The sequence below is a fragment of the Alphaproteobacteria bacterium genome (assembly GCA_017302575.1).
Taxonomy (GTDB): domain Bacteria; phylum Pseudomonadota; class Alphaproteobacteria; order Rickettsiales; family UBA3002; genus JAFLDD01.
Genome location: JAFLDD010000001.1, coordinates 552,500 through 578,207 on the forward strand (window position 1 = coordinate 552,500; position 25,708 = coordinate 578,207).

The 25,708-nt window shown below is 49.5% G+C and carries 25 protein-coding genes and 1 tRNA gene; 14 read left to right on the plus strand and 12 right to left on the minus strand.

The window, feature by feature from the left end:
• Positions 1-65 precede the first annotated feature (65 nt).
• Genes J0M34_02815 through infC form a run of 4 tightly spaced genes read left to right on the plus strand, consistent with a single transcriptional unit; the run spans position 66 to position 4,839 of the window.
• Positions 66-1,202: a glycosyltransferase family 4 protein gene (locus J0M34_02815; GenBank protein ID MBN8543175.1), complete on the plus strand. Its 1,137-nt coding sequence runs from the start codon at positions 66-68 to the stop codon at positions 1,200-1,202.
• The gene (locus J0M34_02820; protein MBN8543176.1) at positions 1,199-2,146 is read left to right on the plus strand and encodes a glycosyltransferase family 9 protein; all 948 of its coding nucleotides are present in this window, start codon (positions 1,199-1,201) and stop codon (positions 2,144-2,146) included. Before J0M34_02815 ends, J0M34_02820 begins: the two co-directional genes overlap by 4 nt.
• 36 nt (positions 2,147-2,182) lie before the next feature.
• On the plus strand, positions 2,183-4,132 hold the full coding sequence (gene thrS / locus J0M34_02825) for a threonine--tRNA ligase (GenBank protein MBN8543177.1): 1,950 nt from the start codon (positions 2,183-2,185) through the stop codon (positions 4,130-4,132).
• A gap of 44 nt (positions 4,133-4,176) precedes the next feature.
• The gene (gene infC, locus J0M34_02830; GenBank protein ID MBN8543178.1) at positions 4,177-4,839 is read left to right on the plus strand and encodes a translation initiation factor IF-3; all 663 of its coding nucleotides are present in this window, start codon (positions 4,177-4,179) and stop codon (positions 4,837-4,839) included.
• A gap of 99 nt (positions 4,840-4,938) precedes the next feature.
• On the opposite strand, the gene J0M34_02835 is transcribed toward infC, so the two are convergent.
• Both J0M34_02835 and J0M34_02840 read right to left on the minus strand, forming a co-directional pair.
• Positions 4,939-5,538 carry an orotate phosphoribosyltransferase gene (locus J0M34_02835; GenBank protein ID MBN8543179.1) on the minus strand — a complete coding sequence of 200 codons (600 nt, stop codon included), beginning with the start codon at positions 5,536-5,538 and terminating at the stop codon, positions 4,939-4,941.
• Positions 5,535-6,377: a pantoate--beta-alanine ligase gene (locus J0M34_02840; GenBank protein MBN8543180.1), complete on the minus strand. Its 843-nt coding sequence runs from the start codon at positions 6,375-6,377 to the stop codon at positions 5,535-5,537. The genes J0M34_02835 and J0M34_02840 overlap by 4 nt, the downstream gene beginning before the upstream one ends.
• Before the next feature lie 29 nt (positions 6,378-6,406).
• Here J0M34_02840 and J0M34_02845 point away from each other — a divergent pair, with 29 nt between their 5' ends.
• The 5 genes from J0M34_02845 (at position 6,407) to J0M34_02865 (ending at position 11,508) form a co-directional block, all read left to right on the plus strand.
• Entirely contained in the window at positions 6,407-7,522 is a 1,116-nt protein-coding gene (locus J0M34_02845) for an AFG1 family ATPase (protein MBN8543181.1), read from the plus strand.
• Positions 7,523-7,555: 33 nt separating this feature from the next.
• A complete protein-coding gene (gene ispH, locus J0M34_02850) occupies positions 7,556-8,524 on the plus strand; it encodes a 4-hydroxy-3-methylbut-2-enyl diphosphate reductase (protein MBN8543182.1) in 969 nt (322 codons plus the stop codon).
• A gap of 138 nt (positions 8,525-8,662) precedes the next feature.
• Entirely contained in the window at positions 8,663-9,712 is a 1,050-nt protein-coding gene (locus J0M34_02855; GenBank protein ID MBN8543183.1) for a hypothetical protein, read from the plus strand.
• 51 nt (positions 9,713-9,763) lie between these two features.
• Complete coding sequence (locus tag J0M34_02860; GenBank protein MBN8543184.1) at positions 9,764-11,029, plus strand: hypothetical protein; 1,266 nt, start codon at positions 9,764-9,766, stop codon at positions 11,027-11,029.
• A gap of 122 nt (positions 11,030-11,151) precedes the next feature.
• On the plus strand, positions 11,152-11,508 hold the full coding sequence (locus tag J0M34_02865; GenBank protein ID MBN8543185.1) for a PRC-barrel domain-containing protein: 357 nt from the start codon (positions 11,152-11,154) through the stop codon (positions 11,506-11,508).
• Between the two features lie 161 nt (positions 11,509-11,669).
• On the opposite strand, the gene J0M34_02870 is transcribed toward J0M34_02865, so the two are convergent.
• Positions 11,670-11,746, minus strand: a tRNA-Val gene (locus tag J0M34_02870).
• A 226-nt stretch (positions 11,747-11,972) separates the two neighbouring features.
• Between J0M34_02870 and J0M34_02875 the strand changes: the two genes are divergently transcribed.
• Complete coding sequence (locus J0M34_02875) at positions 11,973-12,659, plus strand: hypothetical protein (GenBank protein ID MBN8543186.1); 687 nt, start codon at positions 11,973-11,975, stop codon at positions 12,657-12,659.
• A gap of 7 nt (positions 12,660-12,666) precedes the next feature.
• Here the strand turns inward: J0M34_02875 and J0M34_02880 are convergent, their stop codons facing one another.
• Entirely contained in the window at positions 12,667-13,176 is a 510-nt protein-coding gene (locus J0M34_02880) for a hypothetical protein (protein MBN8543187.1), read from the minus strand.
• A gap of 186 nt (positions 13,177-13,362) precedes the next feature.
• Between J0M34_02880 and msrB the strand changes: the two genes are divergently transcribed.
• The gene (gene msrB / locus J0M34_02885) at positions 13,363-13,800 is read left to right on the plus strand and encodes a peptide-methionine (R)-S-oxide reductase MsrB (protein ID MBN8543188.1); all 438 of its coding nucleotides are present in this window, start codon (positions 13,363-13,365) and stop codon (positions 13,798-13,800) included.
• A gap of 57 nt (positions 13,801-13,857) precedes the next feature.
• A complete protein-coding gene (locus J0M34_02890) occupies positions 13,858-14,685 on the plus strand; it encodes a hypothetical protein (protein ID MBN8543189.1) in 828 nt (275 codons plus the stop codon).
• Here the strand turns inward: J0M34_02890 and J0M34_02895 are convergent, their stop codons facing one another.
• Complete coding sequence (locus J0M34_02895; protein MBN8543190.1) at positions 14,686-15,549, minus strand: prephenate dehydratase; 864 nt, start codon at positions 15,547-15,549, stop codon at positions 14,686-14,688. It abuts the gene before it with no gap.
• 332 nt (positions 15,550-15,881) lie between these two features.
• Between J0M34_02895 and J0M34_02900 the strand changes: the two genes are divergently transcribed.
• On the plus strand, positions 15,882-17,270 hold the full coding sequence (locus J0M34_02900) for a 3-deoxy-7-phosphoheptulonate synthase class II (protein ID MBN8543191.1): 1,389 nt from the start codon (positions 15,882-15,884) through the stop codon (positions 17,268-17,270).
• On the opposite strand, the gene J0M34_02905 is transcribed toward J0M34_02900, so the two are convergent.
• Together J0M34_02905 and J0M34_02910 are read right to left on the minus strand one after the other, a co-directional pair.
• Positions 17,267-17,872 carry a M48 family metalloprotease gene (locus tag J0M34_02905; protein MBN8543192.1) on the minus strand — a complete coding sequence of 202 codons (606 nt, stop codon included), beginning with the start codon at positions 17,870-17,872 and terminating at the stop codon, positions 17,267-17,269. The genes J0M34_02900 and J0M34_02905 overlap by 4 nt on opposite strands.
• Before the next feature lie 15 nt (positions 17,873-17,887).
• Entirely contained in the window at positions 17,888-18,118 is a 231-nt protein-coding gene (locus tag J0M34_02910; protein MBN8543193.1) for a hypothetical protein, read from the minus strand.
• 492 nt (positions 18,119-18,610) lie between these two features.
• Between J0M34_02910 and J0M34_02915 the strand changes: the two genes are divergently transcribed.
• Positions 18,611-18,892, plus strand: coding sequence for a hypothetical protein (locus J0M34_02915; GenBank protein ID MBN8543194.1), 282 nt, complete (start codon positions 18,611-18,613; stop codon positions 18,890-18,892).
• 82 nt (positions 18,893-18,974) lie between these two features.
• Here J0M34_02915 and pnp read toward each other — a convergent pair whose 3' ends face one another.
• The 5 genes from pnp to infB form a co-directional block, all read right to left on the minus strand.
• The gene (pnp, locus tag J0M34_02920) at positions 18,975-21,128 is read right to left on the minus strand and encodes a polyribonucleotide nucleotidyltransferase (GenBank protein MBN8543195.1); all 2,154 of its coding nucleotides are present in this window, start codon (positions 21,126-21,128) and stop codon (positions 18,975-18,977) included.
• 181 nt (positions 21,129-21,309) lie between these two features.
• Positions 21,310-21,579: a 30S ribosomal protein S15 gene (rpsO, locus tag J0M34_02925; GenBank protein ID MBN8543196.1), complete on the minus strand. Its 270-nt coding sequence runs from the start codon at positions 21,577-21,579 to the stop codon at positions 21,310-21,312.
• 25 nt (positions 21,580-21,604) lie between these two features.
• Positions 21,605-22,456 carry a tRNA pseudouridine(55) synthase TruB gene (gene truB, locus J0M34_02930; protein ID MBN8543197.1) on the minus strand — a complete coding sequence of 284 codons (852 nt, stop codon included), beginning with the start codon at positions 22,454-22,456 and terminating at the stop codon, positions 21,605-21,607.
• A gap of 349 nt (positions 22,457-22,805) precedes the next feature.
• Positions 22,806-23,195, minus strand: coding sequence for a 30S ribosome-binding factor RbfA (rbfA, locus tag J0M34_02935; GenBank protein ID MBN8543198.1), 390 nt, complete (start codon positions 23,193-23,195; stop codon positions 22,806-22,808).
• 9 nt (positions 23,196-23,204) lie between these two features.
• Entirely contained in the window at positions 23,205-25,706 is a 2,502-nt protein-coding gene (gene infB / locus J0M34_02940) for a translation initiation factor IF-2 (protein ID MBN8543199.1), read from the minus strand.
• Between the last annotated feature and the right edge of the window lie 2 nt (positions 25,707-25,708).

Here is a 25,708-nt window from a genome sequence, read left to right on the forward strand (position 1 = left end):
TCGAGGCTGTGGGCAGACGCAATTTAGAAGTTGGTATGTGCGCGCTGATTGTTTACTTCAGAGGCATGAGTCACCGCCATACCATATTGCAGGTTTTGCCACGCCTTGTTTCGGGCGGGGTTGAGCGCGGCACGGTCGAAATTACGGACGCTATCCGCAAAGCGGGCATGAAACCGCTCGTTGCCTCTGGCGGCGGGGCAATGATTCCGCACATCACCTATCATGGTGGTGAGCATTTTGTTTTGCCCCTTTACGAAAAACACCCTTATCGTATTTGGAAAAATGCGGGCAAGTTAGTGCAACTCATGAAACTCAAGGACGTGGACTTGATCCACGCACGCTCGCGCGCACCCGCTTGGAGTGCCTATTTAGCAGCGCGACGTACAAAGACGCCCTTCGTTACCACGTTCCACGGTGTCTATGGCCTTAAGGGGCCATTCAAGAAGAGTTATAACCGCGTGATGGTGAAAGCCGATCGAGTGATTGCCGTTTCGCGCTTTGTTTATGACCATATCCTGCGTGAATATCAGGTTGACCCAACCAAGTTGCGTCTTATTCCGCGCGGTGTGGATGCCACGATATTTGACCCTGAAAAAATTATTCCCGACCGCATCATCGCACTCACCAAGCAATGGCGTTTGCCAGATGAGGCGCAGAAAATCATTTTCGTGCCAGGCCGTATTTCACGCATCAAAGGGCTGGATGTTGTGCTTGAAGCGCTAGTGAAACTTGGCGACCGCCCATTTATATGCGTGATGGCAGGCAGCGACCATGGCCACGAAGAGTATCGCACCGAGTTGGAGCAAAAGATTATCGCCATGGGGCTTGAAGGCAAGGTCAGACTTGCCAACAATACGAACTTCATGAACGAAGCCTATTCACTCAGCGACGTGGTGCTTATCCCCTCGATGAAGCCTGAATCGTTCGGGCGCGTGTCGATTGAGGCGCAGGCAATGGGCAAGCTCGTGATCGCGTTTGATCATGGTGGGGTGCGTGAGACTATCATTAACAATGAAACGGGCTACCTGATTCCTGTGGGTGATGCCGATGCGATGGCGGAGACGATTCGTTATGCGCTCATGCGTGACGAAGAGATGGTTCACGCGATGGGTGTATTTGCCCGTAAGCATATTCAACGCAGTTTTTCAGTGCTACAGATGAAAGAGAAGACGATTCAAGTTTATCGGGAGCTGCTGGAGTGAGTCATCACGAGGAAATATTGGTCATCAAACATGGTGCGTTGGGCGATGTGATTATCGCCACCGCAATGTTTGCAGCGATTCGTGGTCACCACCCTCTCGCTCGGATTGTCTGCCTCACTACCAAACCTTACGCAGAACTACTCTCGCAAAGTCCGTATTTCGACGAAATCTGGGTCGACAGCAAACCACGCATCACCCAGCGCAAAGCCCTCAAACGGCTCAAGAAACGCCTTAATAGTGTGAAGTGGGATTTTGTCTATGATGTGCAAACCTCACAACGCAGTACAAGCTATTGGTGGCTGTTCAAGCGTCCTCGCCCGTTCTTTAGTGGCATCGCTAAATTTGCCTCGCATCGCTATAAAGACAAGGCGCGCCATGGTCGCCACGCGCTTGATAATTACCGCAGACAATTGCAGATTGCAGGCATCGATCATGTCGGATTGCCTGATTTGCGTTGGCTGAATGCCGAGGTGCGCGGCCTCGTACCAGACGTGACGTATGTACTGATAGTTGCGGGTGGCGCAGCACATCGCCCTGAAAAACGCTGGCCTGCAGAGCAATATGCCGCCTTAGCCAGCGAACTTGCTGCCAAGAAACTTGTACCTGTTTTGATCGGCGGCAAAGCTGAGGCCAATGCCTTGCAAATGATTGCTGACCGCGTTCCGCAGGCGATTAACCTCTGCGGCAACACGACCATTGCCCAATTAGCGGTGTTGGCGCGAAGCGCATTTATGGCTGTGGGGAATGACACAGGGCCAATGCATGTGATTGCGGCCTCACGCTGCCCTTCGGTGGTACTGTTTTCGGGCGCGTCGAACCCCAAGAAATCCGCCCCTCCGGGTGAGCATGTGCATTGCATTCAACGCACATCTTTGCAGGATTTAAGTGTCGACGAGGTATTAACCGTCATTCATGGGCTTCGCCCGCTTGACACCACCCCCTAAAAAAACCTAAGTTCAGCGCCCAATTTAGGAGTTTTTATGGCGCAAGCCGCAGCACAGACCAAAGACATCACCCTCACCTTACCAGATGGCACCGCGCGGACCTATCCCGCAGGCACTACGGGCGAGGAAGTCGCCGCATCAATTGGCGCAGGCTTGGCGAAGGCCGCCGTTGCCATGAAAGTCGACGGTGTACAGCGCGATTTATATTTGCCCATCACCCATGATGCTGCGTTTCAAATCCTCACCGCGAAGGACGCGGAAGGTATCGATGTCATTCGCCACACTATCACCGCGCAAACCTTGGCGCTGGCCGTGAAAGAACTTTACCCAAGCGCTAAACTGGCGATTGGCCCAACCATTGAACATGGATTTTATTACGACGTTGAATTGGAAACGCCACTCGTTCCCGACGACTTGCCAAAAATCGAGGCGCGTATGCGCGAGATTTTGAAGCGTGGGCATGCCGTCAAACGTGAAATGTGGGAAAAGCAGAAAGCGATTGCGTTGTTCACGTCACGTGGCGAATCCTACAAAGCGGAAATTATTCAAGGCGCGCCAGATGGTGAAGTGTCGCTCTATCGCCAAGGCGAAGGTGATAACGCATTCATCGACTTGTGCTTTGGCCCGCACGTACCGCATTTCAATAAAATCACCGCAGCCTTTGCGCTTACCAAAATTTCAGGTGCTTATTGGCGCGGTGATTCGAAAAACAAAATGCTTCAGCGTATTTATGGCATCGCCTTTGCCAACGACAAAGAACTCAAAGCACACCTCACAATGCTTGAAGAAGCGGAAAAGCGCGACCACCGTAAACTGGGTAAAGAGCTTGATCTGTTTCATATTCAAGAAGAGGCAGTGGGCCAAGTATTCTGGCATGATAAAGGCTGGACGATTTATCGCGAGCTTGAAAATTACATTCGCCGCAAATTACAGCGTAATGGCTACATCGAAGTGAAAACACCTATCCTCGTTGAGCGCACCTTGTGGGAAATGTCGGGCCACTGGGAAAAATTCAAAGAGAATATGTTCATCAGTGAATCGGAAGATAAGCATCTTGCGATCAAGCCTATGAACTGCCCCTGCCACGTGCAAATTTTCAATGTCGGTTTGAAGTCGTATCGCGATTTACCAATTCGCATGGCGGAGTTTGGTAATTGTCACCGTAATGAACCTTCAGGTGCGCTACATGGATTAATGCGCGTGCGCGGTTTCGTGCAAGACGATGCACACATCTTCTGCACCGAAGACCAAATCACTCAAGAAACGATTCGCTTCTGCGACCTACTCAAAGAAGTCTATCGCGACTTGGGGTTCACTGAGGTGCGCGTTAAATTCTCGGACCGCCCTGAGAAGCGCGCGGGCACGGATGCGACGTGGGACAAAGCCGAAGGCGCATTGAAAGATGCAGTGACCGCCGCAGGTTTGGAATACACCCTCAACCCTGGCGAAGGCGCATTTTATGGCCCAAAATTAGAGTTCGTATTGCGTGACGCCATTGGCCGCGACTGGCAGTGCGGCACACTGCAAGTGGACTTCGTTCTTCCCGAACGTTTGAACGCACATTACATTGGCGAAGACGGTAATAAGCATCGCCCCGTTATGTTGCATCGCGCCATTTTAGGCTCGTTCGAGCGATTTATTGGTATTCTGATTGAGCAGTATGCGGGTAAATTCCCTCTCTGGATGACGCCAACCCATGCGGTGGTTTGCCCCATCACCAATGAGTTCGACGCTTACGCAAACGAAGTGACAAGCGCTCTGAGAGCCGCAGGTATTCGCGCTGAGAGTGATTTGTCGAACAACAAGATCACGTATAAAGTGCGCGAGCATTCTTTGCAAAAAGTGCCATTCATCATTGCGGTGGGTGGGCGTGATAGGGACGCAGGCACTGTCGCGATTCGTCGTTTGGGCTCAGAAAGCCAAGAAACACTTGCACTTAGCGCGGCAATCGCTACCCTAAGTACTGAAATTCAGCCACCCGCATAGGGGCTGTTTCACAACCAAGGAGATGAACTAACTTATGACGCGTTATGAATACTAGACCGCCCGGTAACAGACCTCCAGGCAATAGACCCGCAGGCTCCCGTCCCCCCTTCCGTTCCAACACTGGCCCACGCCCGAATAATTTTTCTGGCCCGCGCCCGCCGCGTCGTGAGAACACACCGCGTTTTGAAAAAGAACGTGATCCGAATGAACCCAACATTAATCACTACATTAAAGCACAATCGATTCGTTTGATTGATGCTGCAGGTGAAATGGTCGGTGTCGTTTCCGTGAAAGAAGGCATTCGCCTCGCTGAAGAAGCAGGTCTAGACTTGGTCGAGATTTCACCAAACGCTGAACCACCTGTCTGTAAAATCCTGGATTACGGTAAATACAAATACCAAATGCAGAAAAAACAGCAGGAAGCGAAGAAGAAGCAAAAAGTCATCGAGATTAAAGAAATCAAAGTTCGCCCAAATATCGACAAGCACGACTTAAGCATCAAGCTGCGTCATGCGCGTGAGTTCTTGGCGGAAGGTGATAAAGTGAAATTCACCCTGCGCTTTCGAGGCCGCGAAATGGCACACCAAGATCTTGGCATGAAGCTACTGCTAAGCATCAAGGAAGAGCTGAAGGACGTGGTGAAGGTTGACCAAGAACCATCAAGCGAAGGTCGTCAGATGGTGATGATGGTTTCACCCGCGAAGTAGTTTTTTATGCTCCGGACATCGTCATACTGACTAGTCCTTCGCGCAGCTTCGCTGGCTCATGGCTGACTCGATTCTACTGAATCTCGAATAACGGGAATCTTACGCTTTTTTCTGCAACCAACGGCTGCCAGGCTTGATGGCAGGGACTTTGGCAAGGTGGGCGGGCACTTTATCCGCACTAAAGGTCACCACATCCAGCGTTAGCAGTGAAATAAGCGGGAATGGCAATTTCTTTGATTCACCGCCTGAACGGTCGATCAGCGATGCCTCTGCAATCACCTTGCCGCCATGCGCTTTAATGCACTCCACCGTTTCGAGGGATGATTTGCCCGTAGTCACCACGTCTTCGACGAGCAAGATATTCGCGCCTTTTGGAATTGCAAAACCACGGCGCAGAGTGAATTCACCATTTTCGCGCTCACAGAAAATTGTTTCAACACCGAGTTGGCGACCCATTTCGTAACCAACAATCACACCACCCATAGCTGGCGCAACGACGAGGTCGATTGTCTTGCCTTTCAGTGCTTGTGTTACTTTTTGAGCGAGCTCGTTGCATAATCTGTCGGCACGTTTTGGGTTCATCAACACGCGTGCGCATTGCAAGTATGTGTCGGAATGCAGGCCCGATGATAAAATGAAATGGCCTTTGAGAATGGCTTCTGCCGCTTCAAATTCACTGAGTATTTCTTGTTGGTTCATAGGACTCTCACATTATCAATCAATCGTGTCGTACCCAAATGGGCAGCAAGTAATAAGCGTGCGGGTACACCATATTGCGCGAGTGGCACAAGGGTTTCTTCCTCGCGCAGCTCAAGGTAATCCACTTTATGAAAACCCGCGACATGAAGCTGGTGCTTTGCCTCTTCGAGCGTTGCGTCAATCGCATCACCCTGCGCGATAGCCTTTGCTGTTTCCACCAATGTCTTATGAAGTATGGGCGCAATTTTGCGTTCTTCAGCGCTGAGATATTGGTTTCGTGATGACATAGCCAGCCCGTCTTTCTCGCGCACGGTGGGCACACCGATAATCTCTATCTCGACGTTCAAGTCGGTGACTAGGCGGCGTATCACGCAAAGCTGCTGGTAGTCTTTTTCACCAAATAGCGCGACATCTGGCTTAATCTGGTTGAACAGTTTCATGACAACCGTGGCCACCCCGTTAAAGTGCCCAGGGCGAATCGCGCCGCATAGCCCTTCACTCACCTCTGACACATGAATCAGCGTGGCGAAGCCTTCGGGATACATTTCCTGAACGCTTGGTGCCCAGACGAGGTCAATCCCCTCCTCGGCTAGTAGCGCGATATCCTTCTCAAGCATGCGTGGATATTTGGAGAAATCTTCTTTGGGGCCAAACTGTGTGGGATTCACAAAAATACTAACCACCACTGCCTGCGCGTGCTTTTTGGCTTCGCGCACAAGTTCTAGGTGCCCTTGGTGTAGTGCACCCATAGTTGGCACCAGCGCCACTGTCTGACGTTTGACACGCCATGAGTGCAACATGGTCTGCAACTGGGTATATGCGTTGATTTGGTCTGGCATTACCCTCACTTCGTAGTTAAAAGCGAGTCATGACGCAAGAAGCGAAAACACTTCTTCCTACCTATCGTGCACGTGTGGATGCAGGCAAGCTCTCGCCAGATGAGGCACAGCTAGCTGCTGCCAAGGTGCTTGAGGCGCTATTTCAGCGTTTAACCACCCCTCCTGCTGTGCCAAAACGCCGCTTATTGCCATTTGCTAAGGCGAAACTGCCATCGAGCGGCGGGCTTTATTTATGGGGTGATGTGGGGCGCGGTAAATCCATGCTCATGGATATGTTTGTTGAGCGCATCAAAGACAAGCTGCCAACGTACCGCGTGCATTTTCATGCCTTTATGCAGGAAGTGCATAAACGCTTGCATGATTTACGCAGCGTCAGTGTTGAAGAAGACTTGATGTCCACCCTTGTACGCGAAATTGCCCATAGCACAACAGTGCTGTGTTTAGACGAATTTCAGGTAAGCGACGTGACTGACGCGATGATTCTTTCACGCTTGTTTGGTGGGTTGATGGATGCTGGCGTTACTGTGGTATTTACGTCTAACCGCCACCCGCGCGACTTGTATCAAGGCGGTTTGCAGCGCGACCAATTTTTGAAGTTCGTTGATATTATCGAGAAGCGCCTAACGATTCACGAAATCAAAAGCGCGACGGATTATCGACTCAAGCAGCTTAAGGCGATGCGCGCCACCTATGTGTTCCCACGTGATAGCGAGGCAGATGATTTCTTGATCGAAAGCTGGAATATGCTGACCGATCACGCCGCATCCTCCGAGCTTGAATTATACATTCAAGGCCGCAAATTATTGATTGAAAAATATCACCAAGGTATTGCGTGGCTAACGTTTGGTGAGCTGTGCGTACGACCACTTGGGCCCAATGATTATCTGGTATTAGCAAAGCAAATTCACACCTTGATATTACAAGGCATACCTGCCCTTACGCCTGAGCATCGCAATGAGGCAAAGCGGTTCGTGACGCTGATTGATACGCTTTATGACCACCGCGTTAAATTAATTGCCACTGCCGCTACTGCGCCGGATGATATTTACCCCAAGGGGGATGGAAACTTTGAATTCCACCGTACGGCCTCGCGCCTGCATGAAATGCAGTCTGAATCTTACCTTGCGCAGCCGCATATTGCTTGAAAAGACCCCGTCTAAGGGCTAGGGACTAGGGCTATGGAAGCACCGCTCACCGTATTATTGGCCGCACCGCGCGGATTTTGCGCAGGGGTCGATCGCGCGATTGAAATCGTCGAGAAAGCACTCGAGCTTTATGGCGCACCCATCTATGTGCGCCACGAGATCGTGCATAATAAATGGGTGGTGGAAGATTTGCGTGCCAAGGGTGTTGTCTTTGTCAAAGAGGTGGATGAAATTCCCGAAGGCGGCATCACCGTATTTTCGGCACATGGTATTTCGGAAAAAGTCGAGAACAGCGCCAAATTGCGTGATTTACCCGTGATTGATGCAACCTGCCCACTGGTAACGAAAGTGCATAATCAAGCGATTCGCTACGAGCGTGAAGGTTTTGAAATCATCTTGATTGGTCATGAGGGCCACCCAGAAGTTGAGGGCACAAGCGGGCGCGTGAAGAACGTCTATCTCGTCGAAAATGAGGCGGATGTCGCGGCACTCACTGTTCAAACGCCCGATAAGCTCGCTTACGTCACCCAAACCACCTTGAGTGTGGATGACACCAAAACCATTATCGCGGCGCTGAAAGCGAAGTTTCCAGCCATTCAGGGACCAGAGACGAAAGATATTTGTTACGCCACGCAAAACCGTCAACAAGCCGTGAAAGAAATGACCAAGCAGGTCGAACTGCTGCTGGTGGTTGGCTCGCGCAATTCGTCGAACTCGAACCGCTTGCGTGACTTGGGCGAGGAGTCGGGCATTCCCGCTTATTTGATTGATGATGCCACCGACATTAAACCCGAATGGCTCACGGGTATTTCGCGCGTTGGGTTGTCGGCGGGTGCTTCCGCGCCAGAATTGTTGGTGGAGCGCGTGATTACCTTCCTTGAGACACTACGCGTGGTGAAGGTCGAGCCCTTTGAGGTAGTGAAGGAAAATGTCTATTTTAACCTTCCCAAAGAGGTTCGCAGCCAGCCTTTTGCCAATAGATTACTGACCAAAAGCGCCTAATTTTCTTTTTTTTTAACGATTTTTAAAGCTTTTCACGCTTATTATCCGCCCATGGCAAAGGCACGGAAAACTCTCAGTTTATCAGGCGGCGCATTCAAGGGCGATAAGCGGCTCGATATTTATATCGATACTTGCAGTATGCAGCCTAAAGTGCTCGCCGCCGTAGATGAAATGATTGAGCACGCGCAAAATACAAGACCCCAAATTTACACGAGTTATCGTATTATTGTTCCTTCCATCGTCAATATTGAAGCAAACCGAGTTTTGTTTTCTGATTTTCAAGACTCTGTTTCATTCAGAGACTCTCAGCCCGAAAGCGATCAGCAAGTAAAACGTACGATCGAGAATGCGCGCGCCAATCGTGCATTCTTTGAGAAACACCGCGAGCATTTAGTAGTGCCAGAAACTGCAGAATCTGCTGCTTGGAAAACATTTTTTATTAAAAAATTGAATAGCGTTTTAGGTTATCAGAAAGATTACCCAGAGCTTTTAGCAAAAACCGCTACCGAAATTGCCAATAAGTGCAATATATCAATAGATACCTTCACTCCTGAAGAAGTAGTAAGCACCATTCAAGGCTTACATGATCGCATTGGTAATACAAACGCACCACGCTCAAAAGCTGGTCTTGATCTAGAGGCGCGCCGTGAAGTCATCAACAAAATGTCTGAAGTAACTAAAGATTTCTTTGATAGTTTAAGTGATAAAGAGCGATGCTTAATACAAGCCTGCTATTTAGTCGGCGGTTTTAGCCGAAGCCTTCATAAATACAATATTTTCTCAGATACTATGAGCGATGCAGGTGAGTACGGTATAGCCGAAGCAATTCAGACATTGCCCGACGAAGAGGCAGACAAAACGACCAGCCTAGTAATTTCAGACGATATTGGCGCAAGGCGAATGCTACGCACCATCGACATTCCAGACGAAAAAGCGCCGATTGTTATTACTGACGATGATTTTCTTAAAGCCGCTCAAGCAAAATTTGCGCCCCAACGACTGCCGCAAACACCAGGGACCACTGGTGATTGGAGGTCGCGCGTGACCATTAACAATACAGAAGATGTGGCAAAATTTGACCATTCCAGCGCAGAAGCTTTCACGCAGGCACTGCGCAATGGGAAAGTGGATGTTTCGAAAATTCGCGTAACAGATAACACTGGGCACGGCGGCCCTGCTGGCGCATAATTTTCACCTAACCTTCATATTTCGTTTATTTTTGACCGCTATAATTGCGGCATGTCCAAGAAATTCAAAAGGCGTAGTAAAATTGAAGTTATCGTTGATAGTAACTGCGCGGGTGGCGCGGTGCTAGATGGCGTTAATAAACTGATTACTTACGCAACTGAAGGCGGGCAATCTGGTAATACAATTTATAAACCGATCTTTAGTGATTATCGGATCGTACTGCCTATCCAAATTGGTACTGAGACGCGCCGCCGCGTCTTTCCAGAATTCTTAGAGGCTGAAATCCGCGCAAAAGCTCAATACCTACAATCCGCAGGAAAACCTGTCGGTGCATTAGAAACTTTCTTTTTACAGCATTCAGAGGGCGACGAAGATCTCGCAAAAGAAAATAAGCACATGCTGGTTGTGGAGAATGAAGTTTCGCGCGCTTATAAACTTTTCTTTGCAGGCAAGGCAGCAGCTTTACTGGCTAATAATGATGAAGCTACACAACGCATTGCAAATGGTGCGCGCTATTTGGCAGAACGCTATGGAATCGATATCAGCGATCACTCCATATGCCCGAGCGATGTTCATGATTTCTGTCATCGTGTACGTGAGACTTATGAAAAGCACGTAGAGCATTTTGCTGATACTGAGAGCAAAATCCGCGAACAGAATAGTAAGTTCAATATTAATGACCTCACGGTCGATATGGTTGTTGCCAGCGCTCAGCGTGAGAATTTGGCACGTAAGGCTAAGAAGTTCTTTGCGGACTGTTCACCACAGGAACGCTGCATCATGCAAGCCATGTACTCAGATCGAGAACTTTATAATGCTGTTAGCGACGACGATGCATTCGAACGCTTCCGTCGCGATCAAGGCGAGCGTTCAGTGGAGCGTTACCTTATTGCCAAGTCGAACGACTATGAACAAGACCGCGTGACCCTCGTTATCACGAAGGATACAGGCGCACTACGTGGCGTTGAATATGTGAGAAAAATGGGTGCAGGCCATAGCATCATTGGTCTGAGCCCTTATGGCTTAGGCTTAGCACTCGAAGAGCTGGGAGTTATTGAGGATAGCAGCAAAATCGCTGGCCAAGATAGCCTCGATGCTATGGAACGACGCCGCGCAAAGGCAGAGCGCCATAAATCATTAGGTTATGCGGATGCACTTTTGCCCCAACCCAATCACCCCGATCACGAAGCAAAATGGGCGCATCGCTTGTCAGAGGTTATGCGCTGGGGTGATTACGAAGACCGCATCCAAAAGAGATCGAAACGCGAAAGCGGCTCTGGGGGCAGCAATGGCGGCGGCGTAGGTGGTGGGCGGTAATTGATACCATCTTTACGTGTTCATGACGTATTTCACTGAATACCCACACGCATCTTTACGTTCTAACAATCATACTCCTTTAGCAGAATTCGCTGCATCTATTAACACAGGAGAAGATTATTATGACATATCATCATTTAATATCTGCATCGTCGCTTGACGGTAAAGACGTGAAGAACGCTCAAGGCGAAAAACTCGGGCATGTAAGAGATATCATGATTGATAGCTCCAATCATAACATTACCTATTATGTGCTATCATTTGGCGGCATTTTAGGTATGGGCGACAAGTTGTTTGCCATTCCACCAGAAGCAATGGCGTTCAATCAAAAAGATAAAGAATTTACGCTCAACATCGCCAAAGATCGCCTTAAAACGACAGATGGCTTCGACAAGGATCATTGGCCAGATTTCGCCAATCCTAACTTCCGAACCAATCTTTATAAGCATTATGGATACGAGGATCGTTTCGCAGCATAGCCCGCAAAGTGACGCTCGTGAAAGAGCCTTCCATGCAAATGGGGGGCTTTTTTAATGGTGGGCGGTAGAGAACATGCTCGGCGCTAAGCGCCTCCTCGCCAACGCTAAGCTCGTACCTCGCTAAGCTTTTGGTCGAATCTGGAGATTCTCGTAATTTTTAATGGTGGGCGGTAGAGAACTCGAATCTCCGACCTCGTCGATGTCAACGACGCGCTCTAACCAACTGAGCTAACCGCCCCCAATACATAACCCTAACCAGTTGGTTAGAGCTTTTTACTCAAGCGCCGTAGGGCTGGCCAACTGAGCTAACTGCCCCTATACCCTTGGACTGCGCGTTTATAGCAGGGTTTTTGCTGGGCGCAAGACAAGGTTAAATGGCTCAATATTCACCTAATCTTCACATTTATAACATTATTAAATGCTAGGCTGGCGGCGAATATAACCATTACCGATGGAGCACTTATATGCCTCAAGCAAGCTGGGTAGAACGTGAATTAGACATCGCCATGACGCCACGCCAATGCGATATCCGCGCCGATGAATTGCGCCGATACATTGCCGAGCACAGAATTAGCAAAGATTTCCCAAATGCGGCGGCTGTTATTGAGCACTTGGCATCGGAACTGAATCGCGGTGGAATAAGTAGCTGTAAAGAACTTCAAGATATGATGCTTGAGTTGGAGGAGGAGCACCTAGACGCACTATCCGTAGAGGATATTGCGCATATTCATGGCGCGGTGAAAGATACGGTTGATCGTTATCTCGATCGCAATAATCGTGATTTTCGCCATGAGGGCATTGAGCGTATTATGGACACCCCCTTGCAACCCGAACAGCGCGAGGAATTACTGAGTCGTATTGAAGCAATCATTGAAAATAACGTTTATAAACGGATGAGCCATGAGCCTAAGCAAGCGGTTGCGCGCGCATGGAACCTAGCTTCCAAGACTTCGTATTTTGATACGCCACGCGAGCTCGAACAGCTAATCTGCACGGGTTATTGTAACACCGATGGAGAGATTACGAATTTATACGAAGATATCGACCTAGAAAAGCTAGAGCCACTCGACGCGGTGCAACGAACGATTCGTCGTTATGTTCAAGATGTACTGCGCAACGAGCAGCAAACAACCACCGCACGCCAACACTAAACAAACATTAGGCTTTGGAAATTCCGGTAGCACGCAAATCGGGCAGTTCGCAGCCGAAGCGTTCCCTGACCTCGTCACCCATAAGTCCTAATTTGCCCGCCTGCACGCAGATACGCACATCTTTGCTGCCATCCGAATTGGTGTGGGGAATCGCCGCGTGATCGATATTAACGACGCCCTCATTCATCATGCTCACCACATTCTCGGTGATTTCTGGCTGGTTTCTGATTCCCTTCGGCACTCTGATGCGCACATAGCACTGGTGATATTCGGGAATATCGTCCTCACCGCCACCATGGGCGAGTGAGACGCTCAAAATATCGTGATAGCTGGTAATACCCGTCGCGCCCTTAGTTGCGGATTCCTCGAGGATTTTGTCCAGCATCGGGCGCCATTTCTCGATACACGCTTCTTTTAGCGCTTGCATAAATTCCCATTTTTTGTGCGTTTCGGCTGCATCCATTTCTGCTGCGAAGTTACGTGGGCTTGCGCCTTCATCATTTTCAGTATCGGCCATAAAAACACCTTTCGTTTGTGGAATTATTATAAAGGCCTACCACCTTGTTTTGTATGACAATTTTATGACGTTTCCCGAGGCCAGCCCTTGAATTGTAACCCAATTCAACCCACCTACGAATATATGGACATGAACCAGATTATCCGTATTTCCGCCGTTATTTGCACCCTCGTTATAGGAGCCGCCATGAGCGCCAATGCCAAAGACACGCCCAACGTCACCGATATGCAGCATTACGTGACCAAAGAGAATGGCACCGAGCGCCCGTTCCAGAACGAATATTGGGACAATAAAGAGGAAGGCATTTACGTCGATATCTACACAGGCAAGCCACTCTTCAGCAGCACCGATAAGTTCGATAGCGGCACGGGCTGGCCAAGCTTCAGTAAGCCGATTGATGAAAGCATCATCGCCAAGAAAATCGATGGCAGTCATGGTATGGAACGTGTGGAAGTGCGCTCAGCAGCAAGCGACTCTCACCTTGGCCATGTGTTCAATGACGGGCCAAAAGAAAAAGGCGGCCACCGCTATTGCATCAACAGCGCTTCCCTGCGCTTTGTGCCTAAGGCCCAATTAGCGCTTCAGGGCTATGGGGAATATTTAAAGTTGTTTGAGGGGAAGTAAGTTTATTGTTGATGGCTAAACCCTTGCAAGGAATTCGCCTATACCTAATATGTGTCGATGATTAATCTTTCATCCATTCTGCCGCCTCTCACACCAAAAACTTATCCTAAAGTTGGATTGTGTATTTACTGCGATTCAACGCTAAATCTTACCGATGAGCATATAATACCCTATGGCATTGGAGGCACTTGGAAAATACCTGATGCCAGTTGCAAATCTTGTGCAAAAATTACCACCTCTTTTGAAAGAACATGTCAGAGAATAATTCTCGGTCCGTTGAGAATGTATTACGATATGCCTACGCGCCGTCCTCAAGAGCGCCCAGAAACACTACCTCTAAAAGTCAAACTTACATCTGAATCAGATTGGAGTTATATCCCGATTGAGAGGGAATCTTATCCTTTTTTGGTTTTATTTCCTCATTATGATTTACCTTTAGTTTTGTCTGACTTGCCTCAAGAAGGTAGGCTTGACTCAGCAACTAAAAAATTTTGGATTCGCGGAGCTTTTTTTGAACGCGACATGAACCGATACCTACAAGGGGTAGTGGATAGGTTTAAAATTGCTGCCGTTATGCCTGAAGCTAAATTCCAAACACACGAGTTTTCACTTCTATTAAGTAAAATTGCTCATTGCTTTGCATGTGCAGAACTTGGATTGAATGGATTTAAGCCATTCTTAAAGAAAATTATAACCAATCAAGATACAACAAAATCAAAATTGTATGTAGGCGACTTGACGAAAGCAGAAGCACCACAACAATCTATGCATGAAGTGTCTTTTTACTCAGAACATACCAATCGTCCTGATTTAATAGTCGTTCGGATACGACTATTCGCAAAACTAGAAACTCCAACATATTTTGTTGTAGTTGGAGAAAAATAACTACCTATAACGCTCTTTGTCCGCAGGGTACACGCCGAGCACATTCACCTTATGGGTGAAGAAGCCGAGTTCTTCGATAGCGAGTTGCACATGCTTTTGGCTTGGGTGCCCCTCGAACGTCATGAAGAATTGCGCGGTTTCGCGCAGGCCGCTACCGCGAATGTAGCTTTCGAGTTTAATCATGTTCACGTGGTTGGTGGCAAAACCACCGAGGCTTTTATAGAGCGCCGCAGGAATGTTGCGCAGGGTGAAAAATAAACTGGTGAGCACCATGCCGTCTTCGGGGTTGGGGTCCACGGGTTCTTTCGCCATTACGACGAACAACGTCTCGTTATCTTCGGCGTCGTGGATATTCTCGGCCAATTTGTCGAGGCCGTAAAGACCGCCCGCCAGCTCCGAACAAATAGCGGCTTTGGTTTTGTCGCCCCACACACCCACATCTTTTGCCGCCGTTGCAGTATTATCATGGATATGGGTTTTGAGTTTATGTGTCGTAATATATTTGCGGCACTGAAGCAGCCCTTGGTGGTGACTGTAAACATCCGTCACGTTTTCGGCCTTCGCGCCCTTCACCCCATAAAGATGGTGCTGCACCTTCTGGATATGCTCGGCCACGATGTGCAGATTGGTGCGCGGCAGGATATTATGAATTTCGGCCACCCTACCCGCCTGGCTGTTTTCAATCGGGATCATGGCGTATTTCGCCTTGCCTTCCTCGACTGCTGCGAAGGCTTCCTCGAAGGAATTCAGGGCCATGGTTTGCATATAGGGGTAGTTCTGGCGGCAGGCCAAATCGGCATTGGCCCCTTCCACACCCATGAAAGCTATCGTATGTTCTGCATCAATTGAGGGCATAGAATTCATAGAATTATCCTTGTTTCACAGCTCAATATTTGACCTTCTGCTAGGAGCGGACTGCGACGCATAGCCTTAGCATACGCGCAAAGGACGCGACAACGCAAAAGGTCAAATATTCGCTGCCCTAAAGGGTTCGGCACAAAAAGCCCATTGCGGCGTCGTAAAGCTAGGGTGTATGAATCACTACACCGCGTCGCTTTACTCCTATCACTGGACTTTTTGTGACTCGAACGAAAAAGGCTAATTCTATGAAAACTATGCCTAGACATAAACCCTTCTTATCCTTACATATACCGCACATTTCCTAGGCGAATGAGGCCTAGGGCGCAAGGAATTATATGAGTAAAGTGACGAACATCGCCGAAAAAGCCAGCCAAGCCCCTGATTGGAGCATTGATAGCTGGAGAGCCAAGCCTATCAAGCAGCAGCCCGACTATAAGGACGCGGATGCGCTGGCGCGGGTCGAGAAGCAGCTCATGACGGTGCCGCCGCTTGTCTCGCTGGAGGAAATTCGTCGTTTGAAGAAAGAACTCGCCTTCGCGGTCGATGGTCGTGCCTTCTTGCTGCAAGGCGGTGATTGCGCCGAGTCGTTCGCCGAGTTTTCGGAGAAGAATCTCAACAACTTCTTCCGAGTGCTGATTCAAATGACCATCGCGCTGATGTATGGCGCGGGTTCACCCGTTATTAAAGTGGGGCGCATTGCGGGCCAGTTCTCCAAGCCGCGCTCGGAAGGTATCGAAAGCAAAAACGGGCAAGACTTGCCAAGCTACCGTGGCGACATGGTCAATGGCATGGAGTTTGACGCAGCGCAGCGCGTGGCTGACCCAGATCGCTTATTGCAAGTCTATTATCAATCGGCGGCGACGCTGAACTTCCTGCGCTCGCTGGCGCGTTCGGGTTACGCGGCGTTGAACAGAGTGTCAAAATGGAATGCGGACTTCGTTTCGGGTTCGCCGCAAGGTCGCCACTTCGCAGACGTTGTGCAGCGCATCAATGACTGTCTCGACTTTATTACCGCAACGGGTTTGCAACTCGATACGAGCGAAGAACTTTCCGAGGCGCGTTTCTATACGTCACATGAAGCACTGCTGCTTGGCTATGAGGCCGGCCTCACCCGTCGTGATAAAGACACGGGCGAGCATTATGTTGGCTCCGCGCACATGCTTTGGATTGGTGATCGCACCCGCGACCCAAACGAGGCGCATGTGGAATTCCTGCGCGGTGTTGCTAACCCTATTGGCTGCAAAGTCGGCCCAAGCATGACGCGCGATGATTTGTTGAAAGTGTGCGACACGCTTAATCCGAATAACGAGTCTGGTCGCCTCACGCTGATTTCACGCATGGGCACTGGCAAGGTCGAAGAAAAACTTCCGCCGCTCGTGCGCGCATTGAAAGAAGAAGGCCGCAATGTGGTTTGGTCGTGTGACCCCATGCATGGCAACACCATCAAATCACCCAACGGTTACAAAACACGCAAGTTCACCGATATCTTAGGTGAAGTGCGTAAGTTCTTCGCAATTCATGCGGGCGAAGGCACACATGGTTCGGGTGTGCATTTTGAAATGACGGGTCAAGACGTCACGGAATGTTTAGGTGGTGCGCAAGCCATTAGCGAACTGGATTTGTCGAATCGCTACCATACGCATTGCGATCCACGCCTTAACGCGTCGCAGTCGCTTGAGCTTGCATTCTTGATTGCTGAGTTATTGAAAAAGCAATCCGCCTAACGCGACCATGATTCCAGTTTTTCGATACGCTTATGCAATTTCGGGTGCGTAAATTGTGACAGCAGTTTGGTAAACCAATCTTGCGCCTGCGCTGCTTCTCTCACTTCTGGGGTCACCCTTTGTTGCATGCCGCTTGCATACATTTTCAATGCCCGCGCTAGCGGCTTACCATCCCCCATCAACTCGGCGCTGATTCGGTCTGCGCGAAATTCTACACGGCGATGCATTAAAGCAAACGCGCCAACACCAATGGCACCACCAAGCAACCCGCCCGCTACATATTTTGCGACCGTGCCAATCGATTCCATGACGGGGGAATCATCTTCTTCTGGTTTTGTCAGCCGATCCATTTCTGCGGCTTGTTCGCTCTTCATTTGTTCGGGCGTTAGATTCTCTTTACTTTTCTCTTTCATATGGCGATCGATCAGATCGTAAAGCACTACGCCAGCGAAGCCTGCCAATATTCCGATTTGCGGAGACATGCGCATAGGAAGAATTCGGTGCAGCTTTGTATCTTGTGATTTGAAGTGGCCAATTTCATGAGCGATGACCGCCTTGATCTCATCACTTACTTCTAGTGCTTCAAGATTATGGTGCCCCATAATCTCTAGAAAGCCTCACCCCAACAATAAGTGCTTTCGAGCCGGCTCTGAAGCAGCAGCAATATGATTCATTGTAAATTGGTGATACGCATTCCCTGTGCCACTACCATCAAGCAAGAATATCTTGGGCATTTCTACGCCAGCTTTTTTGCACAGCTCAGTGACAGCATCATATATTCCAGGCGCATGCGCTCGCGTAATCTCGATATTGCCTTTGAACTTTATGTTTGCTGATGGATCCGACATCCGTAGATTATATCAAATGCGCGCTTCACGTTTTGTGAAGATTGTGTGACAGCACATACTAGTGATTGTTGTTTGTGATGCATCGCACATCAACATCTATGTTGCATCGTTGCAACGAATCAAAAGACACATGCAAAAAAATCATACGCAAAATGTTCTAACTGCATTTCGTTCATAGAATTTTAACCACCTCACGCGTATAGAGGAGTTGTTGTTAACTTTTTTATGGAGATTACCATGGCTGTTAAGAAAAAAGCTGCTAAGAAGACCACTGCAAAGAAGAAGCCTGCTGCGAAAAAGAAAACCGTAGCTAAAAAATCGGCTTCGAAAGTAGTTAAGTCGAAAAAGAAAGTAGCTAAGAAGAAGAAATAACTTCTTCTCTACTTCTAGAGATGAAAGGGCGCTCAATGAGCGCCCTTTTTGTTTGTTTTGTCATCAGACTGTCACATTCTTAGTTTATATTTTCTTCAACATTCAATTGAGGAGAAGCATATGAGCGCCGAAAAAACACCTTTGAACCAAGAAACCGCAGAAAGAGTTCTGACCAACGTTGAAGTCACTGTGAATGCAGACGGATCATTCCGTATTACCACAGATGCACCCGTGGACCTTACTTTTTTGACGCCTTGCAACACAGAATCTCAGCAACTGTCCTCAAACCTTACTGCTGAAGGCGCTATCGGGTTCACTGCAAATATTGATGGAGAGGAAGTCGGCATAGCATTACCGTCTGGGTCACGCATGACGACATCATCAGGACCTGGCTGCCCTTAGTAATCATTTAATCTGGCATAAAGTCATAAAAAAAAGGGGTGCTGAAATTTCAGCACCCCTTTTGTTTCGTCTAACGTAAAGACTATTCGCCGCCTTGCTTCTTGCGACGCATGGTCTTGCCTGACATTTCGTACTGATCCGACATGTCTTCGCCCGTTGTCTGATCCACTACTTTCATCGAGAGGCGAACTTTGCCGCGCTCATCGATATCCAGTACTTTCACTTTCACGCTTTGGCCTTCTGAAACAACATCGCTTACTTTTTCAACACGATGGTCAGCCATCTCGCTTACGTGCACGAGACCGTCTTGACCGCCGATGAAATTCACGAATGCACCAAAGTCAACGATGCGTACCACTTTACCATCGTAGATTTTGCCCACTTCAGCTTCCGCTACGATGAACTGAATCCATTCCAGCGCTGCTTTGCCAGATTCGCCAGTCGTTGCGAAGATGTTGATGGTACCATCATCTGCAATGTCGATTTTTGCGCCAGTGGTTTCAGTGATTTCGCGAATCACTTTACCGCCTGAGCCAATCACTTCACGGATTTTGTCTTTGCTAATCTTGATGGTGGTGATGCGTGGTGCACGTGAAGACATTTCAGTGCGTGGCGCCGTCAATGCCTTGCCCATTTCACCCAAGATATGCGTACGACCCTGTTTCGCTTGGGTCAGTGCTACCTTCATGATCTCCTCGGTGATGCCTTGGACTTTAATATCCATCTGCAACGAGGTTACGCCGCGCTCAGTACCCGCCACTTTGAAATCCATGTCACCGAGGTGATCTTCATCGCCCAAGATGTCAGAGAGAACTGCGAATTCTTTGCCTTCAAGAATCAAGCCCATTGCGATACCCGCAATCGGACGCGACAGTGGCACGCCACCATCCATCATCGCGAGTGAGCTACCGCACACGGTTGCCATCGATGATGAACCGTTCGACTCGGTAATCTCCGAAACGATACGCAGGGTGTATGGGAACTGCTCTTTGCTTGGAATGAGTGGGCGAACCGCACGCCATGCCAGTTTACCGTGACCGATTTCACGACGGCCAGGCGCACGCAGCATCGTTGCTTCACCAACCGAATATGGTGGGAAGTTGTAATGCAGCATGAAACGCTCATCGTACGTGCCGTCTACGGCGTCGATCATCTGCTCGTCTTGCGACGTGCCGAGGGTCAATACCACGAGGGCTTGGGTTTCACCGCGCGTGAACAGTGCAGAACCGTGCGTGCGTGGCAAAATGCCAACTTGGCAGTCAATCTTACGGATATCCGCAAGGCCACGGCCATCGATACGGCTTTTCTCTTTCACGATTGCGGTACGAACAATGTCTTGCTCGAGCTTCTTGAGGAGGCCGCCAACTACTTTCTCGCTGGTGGTCTCGTTCACGAACTTTTCTTTCACCGCTTTCTTCACTTCATCAATCGCTGCGACGCGCTCTTGCTTCACGGTCTTTTTGTAAGCAGCACGCAAGCCAGCTTCCGCCACTTCTTTAATGCCAGAAACGAGTTCTGCAGGTTGTTCTGCTTTTTTGAAGTCCCATGGCTCTTTCGCTGCTTCTTCTGCGAACGCAATGATGAGCTCAATGATGGGTTGGCAATGTTTGTGACCAAACATAACAGCTTCCAACATCTTCTCTTCAGGTAGTTCTTGTGCTTCTGATTCAACCATCAGTACCGAGGTCTTGGTGCCAGCCATCACTAGATCAAGCGAACTGGTAGCCAGTTGGGTCTTGGTTGGGTTCAATACGAACTGACCATCAATCATACCAACGCGTGCGCCAGCGATTGGGCCCAAGAATGGTACGCCAGAAATAGCAAGCGCTGCTGAGGTACCAACCATCGCCGCGATATCTGGATCATTCTCAATATCGTGTGACATCACGGTCGCAACGACTTGCACTTCGTTATAGAAGCCTTCCGCGAACATTGGGCGGATTGGGCGGTCGATCAGACGTGACGTAAGGGTTTCTTTTTCAGTTGGGCGGCCTTCGCGCTTAAAGAAGCCACCTGGAATTTTACCTGCCGAATAGGTTTTCTCGGTGTAGTTCACCGTGAGTGGGAAAAAGTCGATATCGGGCTTGGGAGCTTTTGCGGCGGTCACAGCAACAAGTACCATGGTTTCGCCATAAGTGACCATGACAGCACCATCAGCTTGACGGGCGATACGGCCAGTTTCGAGAGTCAGGGTGCGACCACCCCATTCAATAGATTTTTTAGTAACGTTGAACATTTCGTTCATTCCTTTCTTTCTTCCCCTCTGCCGCCGTGCCAGCCCTATGCCGTACACCTCATTCCGCAAATAAAAACGATCTATTCCGCAGTGCCTCAGGCGGGAAGCCTGTTCATGTACCGTTTACAGCCGCCCTGCCCGCGCGGTACATGAAGCGCGGGCAAGACGTATTCTTATCGTGTTACTTACGCAGACCGAGTTTGCTGATCAATGCGTTGTAACGTGCGTTGTCTTTCTTCTTGAGATACTCAAGCAATGAACGACGACGGCTAACCAACATCAACAAACCACGGCGCGAGTGGTGATCTTTCGCGTGGCCTTTGAAGTGTTCGGTCAGGTTATTGATACGTTCGGTGAGCAATGCCACCTGAACTTCTGGTGAACCAGTGTCACCCTTGGTGGTAGCGTATTCTTTAACGACTGCAACTTTGCGTTCAGCAGTGATACTCATGAGACTTCTCCATACGACATCGGGTTTAAAAAATATTCAGCAACCGCTTCGTTTTAATGACCGTGCCGTCACTTTCCGCGAGTGCCACCAGTTCTTCCTTATAGAGAAGCCCCATTAAAGGGGTTGGCGGGTGCGGACGTTCAAGCACATGTCCATGGCGAAGCCGTTGCCATTCACTGTCACCTATCGTCACGGCCGGGATGTCGACCAGCGCGGCGCGGGTGGGCAGCAACCAATCAGGGGTAGCCCCCTCAAAGGTGGCGCCCATATGCGCAGAGTTTTCCAAAAAATCCAGTGAAATCGCCTGTGCTTCATGGAATGGCCCTACCGATGCGCGGTGCAACAGGCTGATATATCCTTCAGAACCAAGCGCTTGGGCAATATCACGCCCCAAGGAGCGTATATAAGTGCCCTTGCCCACCAGTGCCTCAAATTCGGCCTCATTAGGCTTGGTAAATCCTTTAAAATCAATAGAATGAACAGTTATTGGACGAGCGTTCAGCGCCACATCTTCCCCTGCCCGCGCTAAATCATAGGCGCGCTCGCCGTCCACCTTAATGGCGGAATAGATGGGTGGGGTTTGGAGAATCTCACCCGTGAACTTGGGCAGTATATTTCGAATATCCGCCTCGGTTGGAATGTGGTTGCTGGTGGCGACGACTTCGCCTTCTGCATCGTCGGTACTGCGGCGTTCGCCAAACATCACACGGAAACGATAGGTCTTCTTCGCGTCCATCAGCAAGTTGATGCATTTCGTGCCCTCACCAAAGGCGATGGGCAAAATGCCCGTCGCAAGCGGGTCGAGCGTTCCCGCATGGCCGAGTTTTTTTGCTTTAGTGAGCCACTTCACTTTGTTGACAGCCTGCGCGGATGTCATGCCAATGGGCTTATAGAGATTCAGCCAGCCAGTGATGTTATTTTTGGCGCCCACTAACAATGCATCTATCTATTAATATTTCGATTTTCGACATACAATATCGCGATTGCTACTAAGGTAGTGAATGGCGCAAATATAATAGCCAAAACTGCCATCGAAAAAACTGCGTCACAATCACTTACAAAACCACAAGTATGATACATTAATCTAGATATCGGGAATAATATTATGGCAGATAATAATGGATAGAAAAAATATGCAGCCCACTTATTTAGATTATTGGCAATCGCAATTTTTTTGAGAATAAGGGCGGCGACTATCAGCAACAAAAATGTGATAATAAAACCCATTATTTATCATCTTTAGTGACGTCTTGGCGCACGCGGTCGGATTGCAGTAGCGTGTTGATACGGTTTGCCACTTCGAAGGAAGTATCGAGCTTGAAGAAAATCTTCGGTGAAAAGCGCAGCACGACTTTCTGGTTCATGAGATAGCGAATGCGATTTACGTTTTCTTTCAGCGCTTCCATGATTTTTTCTTTGTTGCTGCCCGCAAGCGGCATCACGAACACGGTAGCGTTTTTGAGGTCAGGCGAAATGCGCACTTCGGAAACGGTGATGGAACCGCCATCTAGCTCTGGCACGTGGGTTTCACCGAACATGAAGATTTGCGCGAGTGCAGCTCGGATCTCTTCACCAACACGAAGCTGGCGCTGTGATGGCGGTTTACTTTCCCCCATGCGAGCCCCCTAGGCGTTTGCCGTTTCTTTTGCTTCCACCGAGCGCGCAATCGATTGCACTTCGAAGCACTCAATCATGTCGCCTTGGCGGATATCTTCGTAATTCTCGAACGCCATACCGCACTCGAAGCCAGACTTCACTTCTTTCACTTCGTCCTTGAAGCGCTTGAGTGTTTTGAGCGTGCCTTCGTGAATCACCACGTTATCACGCAGCAAGCGTACTTTCGCGCCACGTTTCACGAGGCCGTCGGTAATCATACAGCCAGCAACTTTACCGTATTTGGTAATGTTGAAGACTTCGCGAATTTCTGCGTAGCCAATGAAGCTTTCGCGCAGCTCTGGGCTGAGCAAGCCAGAAAGCGCGGCTTTGATATCGTCAATAAGGTTATAGATGATCGAGTAGTAACGAATATCGATTTTCTGTGCGGCCGCGAGTTCTTTCGCCTTCGGCATCGCGCGGACGTTGAAGCCGATGATGATTGCGCCCGTGGTTTGAGCCAAAATCACGTCCGACTCTGTCACTGCACCAACACCCATATGGGCGATGCGCACTTTCACTTCGTCGCCATCGAATTTTGCAAGTGAGCCAACAATGGCTTCTGCGGAACCATGCACGTCTGACTTGACGATAACATTGAGTTCTTTCACTGCATTTTCGCCTGCGGCGGCAAATAGCTGGTCGAGCGATTTAGCGGTCGATACAGCGATACGCTTTTTCTCTTTCTCACGACGATATTCCACAATATCACGTGCTGCTTTTTCACTTTCAGCAACCGAGAATTCATCCCCCGCGTCTGGCGCTTGGTCGAGGCCGAGGATTTCCACTGGCAAGCTTGGTGGTGCTTCCTCAATGTCTTGGCCTTTGTCATTGTGCATAGCGCGCACGCGGCCATAGGCAGCGCCTGCAACCACGATATCACCTTTACGCAGTGTACCACGTTGCACGAGAATGGTTGCCACCACACCGCGACCTTTGTCGATCTTCGCTTCAACGACCGAGCCTGTCGCACGACGCTCTGGGTTAGCTTTAAGTTCCATCACCTCTGCTTGCAGCAGAATAGATTCGAGCAATTTATCGAGGTTGGTTTTTGCTTTCGCAGAAACTTCGACGCACATCACGTCACCACCGAAATCTTCTGGCACCAACTCGTGCTGCATGAGAGCCGTTTTTACACGGTTAACGTCAGCACCTGGCTTGTCGATTTTGTTGATGGCCACGATAATTGGCACTTTTGCTGCTTTTGCGTGGTTAATCGCCTCGATGGTTTGAGGCATGATACCATCATCCGCCGCAACGACGAGTACCACGATATCCGTAACTTTTGCGCCGCGCGCACGCATCGCGGTGAAGGCTTCGTGACCAGGTGTATCAAGGAAGGTAATTTTATCGCCGCTTGGCACTTGCACTTGGTAGGCACCGATATGCTGGGTAATACCGCCCGCCTCGCCCGATACCACGTCCGTCTGACGGAGCGCGTCGAGCAGTGAGGTTTTACCATGGTCAACGTGACCCATAATCGTCACGACGGGTGAACGTGGCGCCAGCGCCTCATTTGCGTCTTCGTCTTGGCTGAGATGTTCCTCAACGTCTGATTCGCTCACGCGTTTGAATTTGTGGCCAAACACACCCACAATCAATTCTGCGGTATCTGCATCAATCGCTTGTTGGGGGGTGGCAATAGTGCCCAATTTCATGAGTTCTTTAATCACGTCTACGGCACGCTCGGCCATACGGTTAGCGAGCTCTTGAACGGTGATTGCTTCTGGAATGATTACTTCACGGGCGATTTTCTCTTGCTGCGAAGAAGGAATGACGTTTGCTTTTTTCGCGACCTTGGCGCGCTGGCGCTTCACCGCAGAAAGCGAACGTACGCGCATGGTACCGTCGTCCATACCCAAGGCTTGGGAAATGGTCATTTTACCGCCACGTTTATATTCATTGTCTGGCTCGGTGCTGAGTCGCTTTTTCTTAGCTGCCGCCGCACGTTCATTTTCTTCATCAGCCGCGACACGCGCTGGATTCATTGGGCGCTTTAATGCACCTGGCAAATCTGGGCGCGCTGGGCGTGAGTTGGAAGGCGCATTTTTCAGTTTCTCTAAATTGCGCGCTGCCACATCATCCATTGGCGTAGTCGCCGTGGAGGTGGATTCCAGAATTTCGTCTTCAACATCGTCAAACGAACGAACGGGATTAATGGCTTGGTATGCCAAGGCATCGTCTTGTTTATCCGCTTGCTGGAGGGCACGCAGGCGCGCTTCGCGCTCGGCTTGATTCAATACACGCTGCTTGCTCGCGTCCGAAGCGCCCTTTTGCACCTCAACCATTGGTGCGCCGCCTTCATTGCCACGAGCAAAGGTACGGGTTTTTTTGACTTCAACTGTTACCGTCTTGCTGCGGCCACGCTGAAAATTCTGCTTAACCTTCCCCGCCTCCATCGTCTTGGTAAGCGACAGCGTATTAGGCGCTGAAAGTTTCAGTGCGTCTTTTTTAGAGGTGGTATCGTCGGTCATGT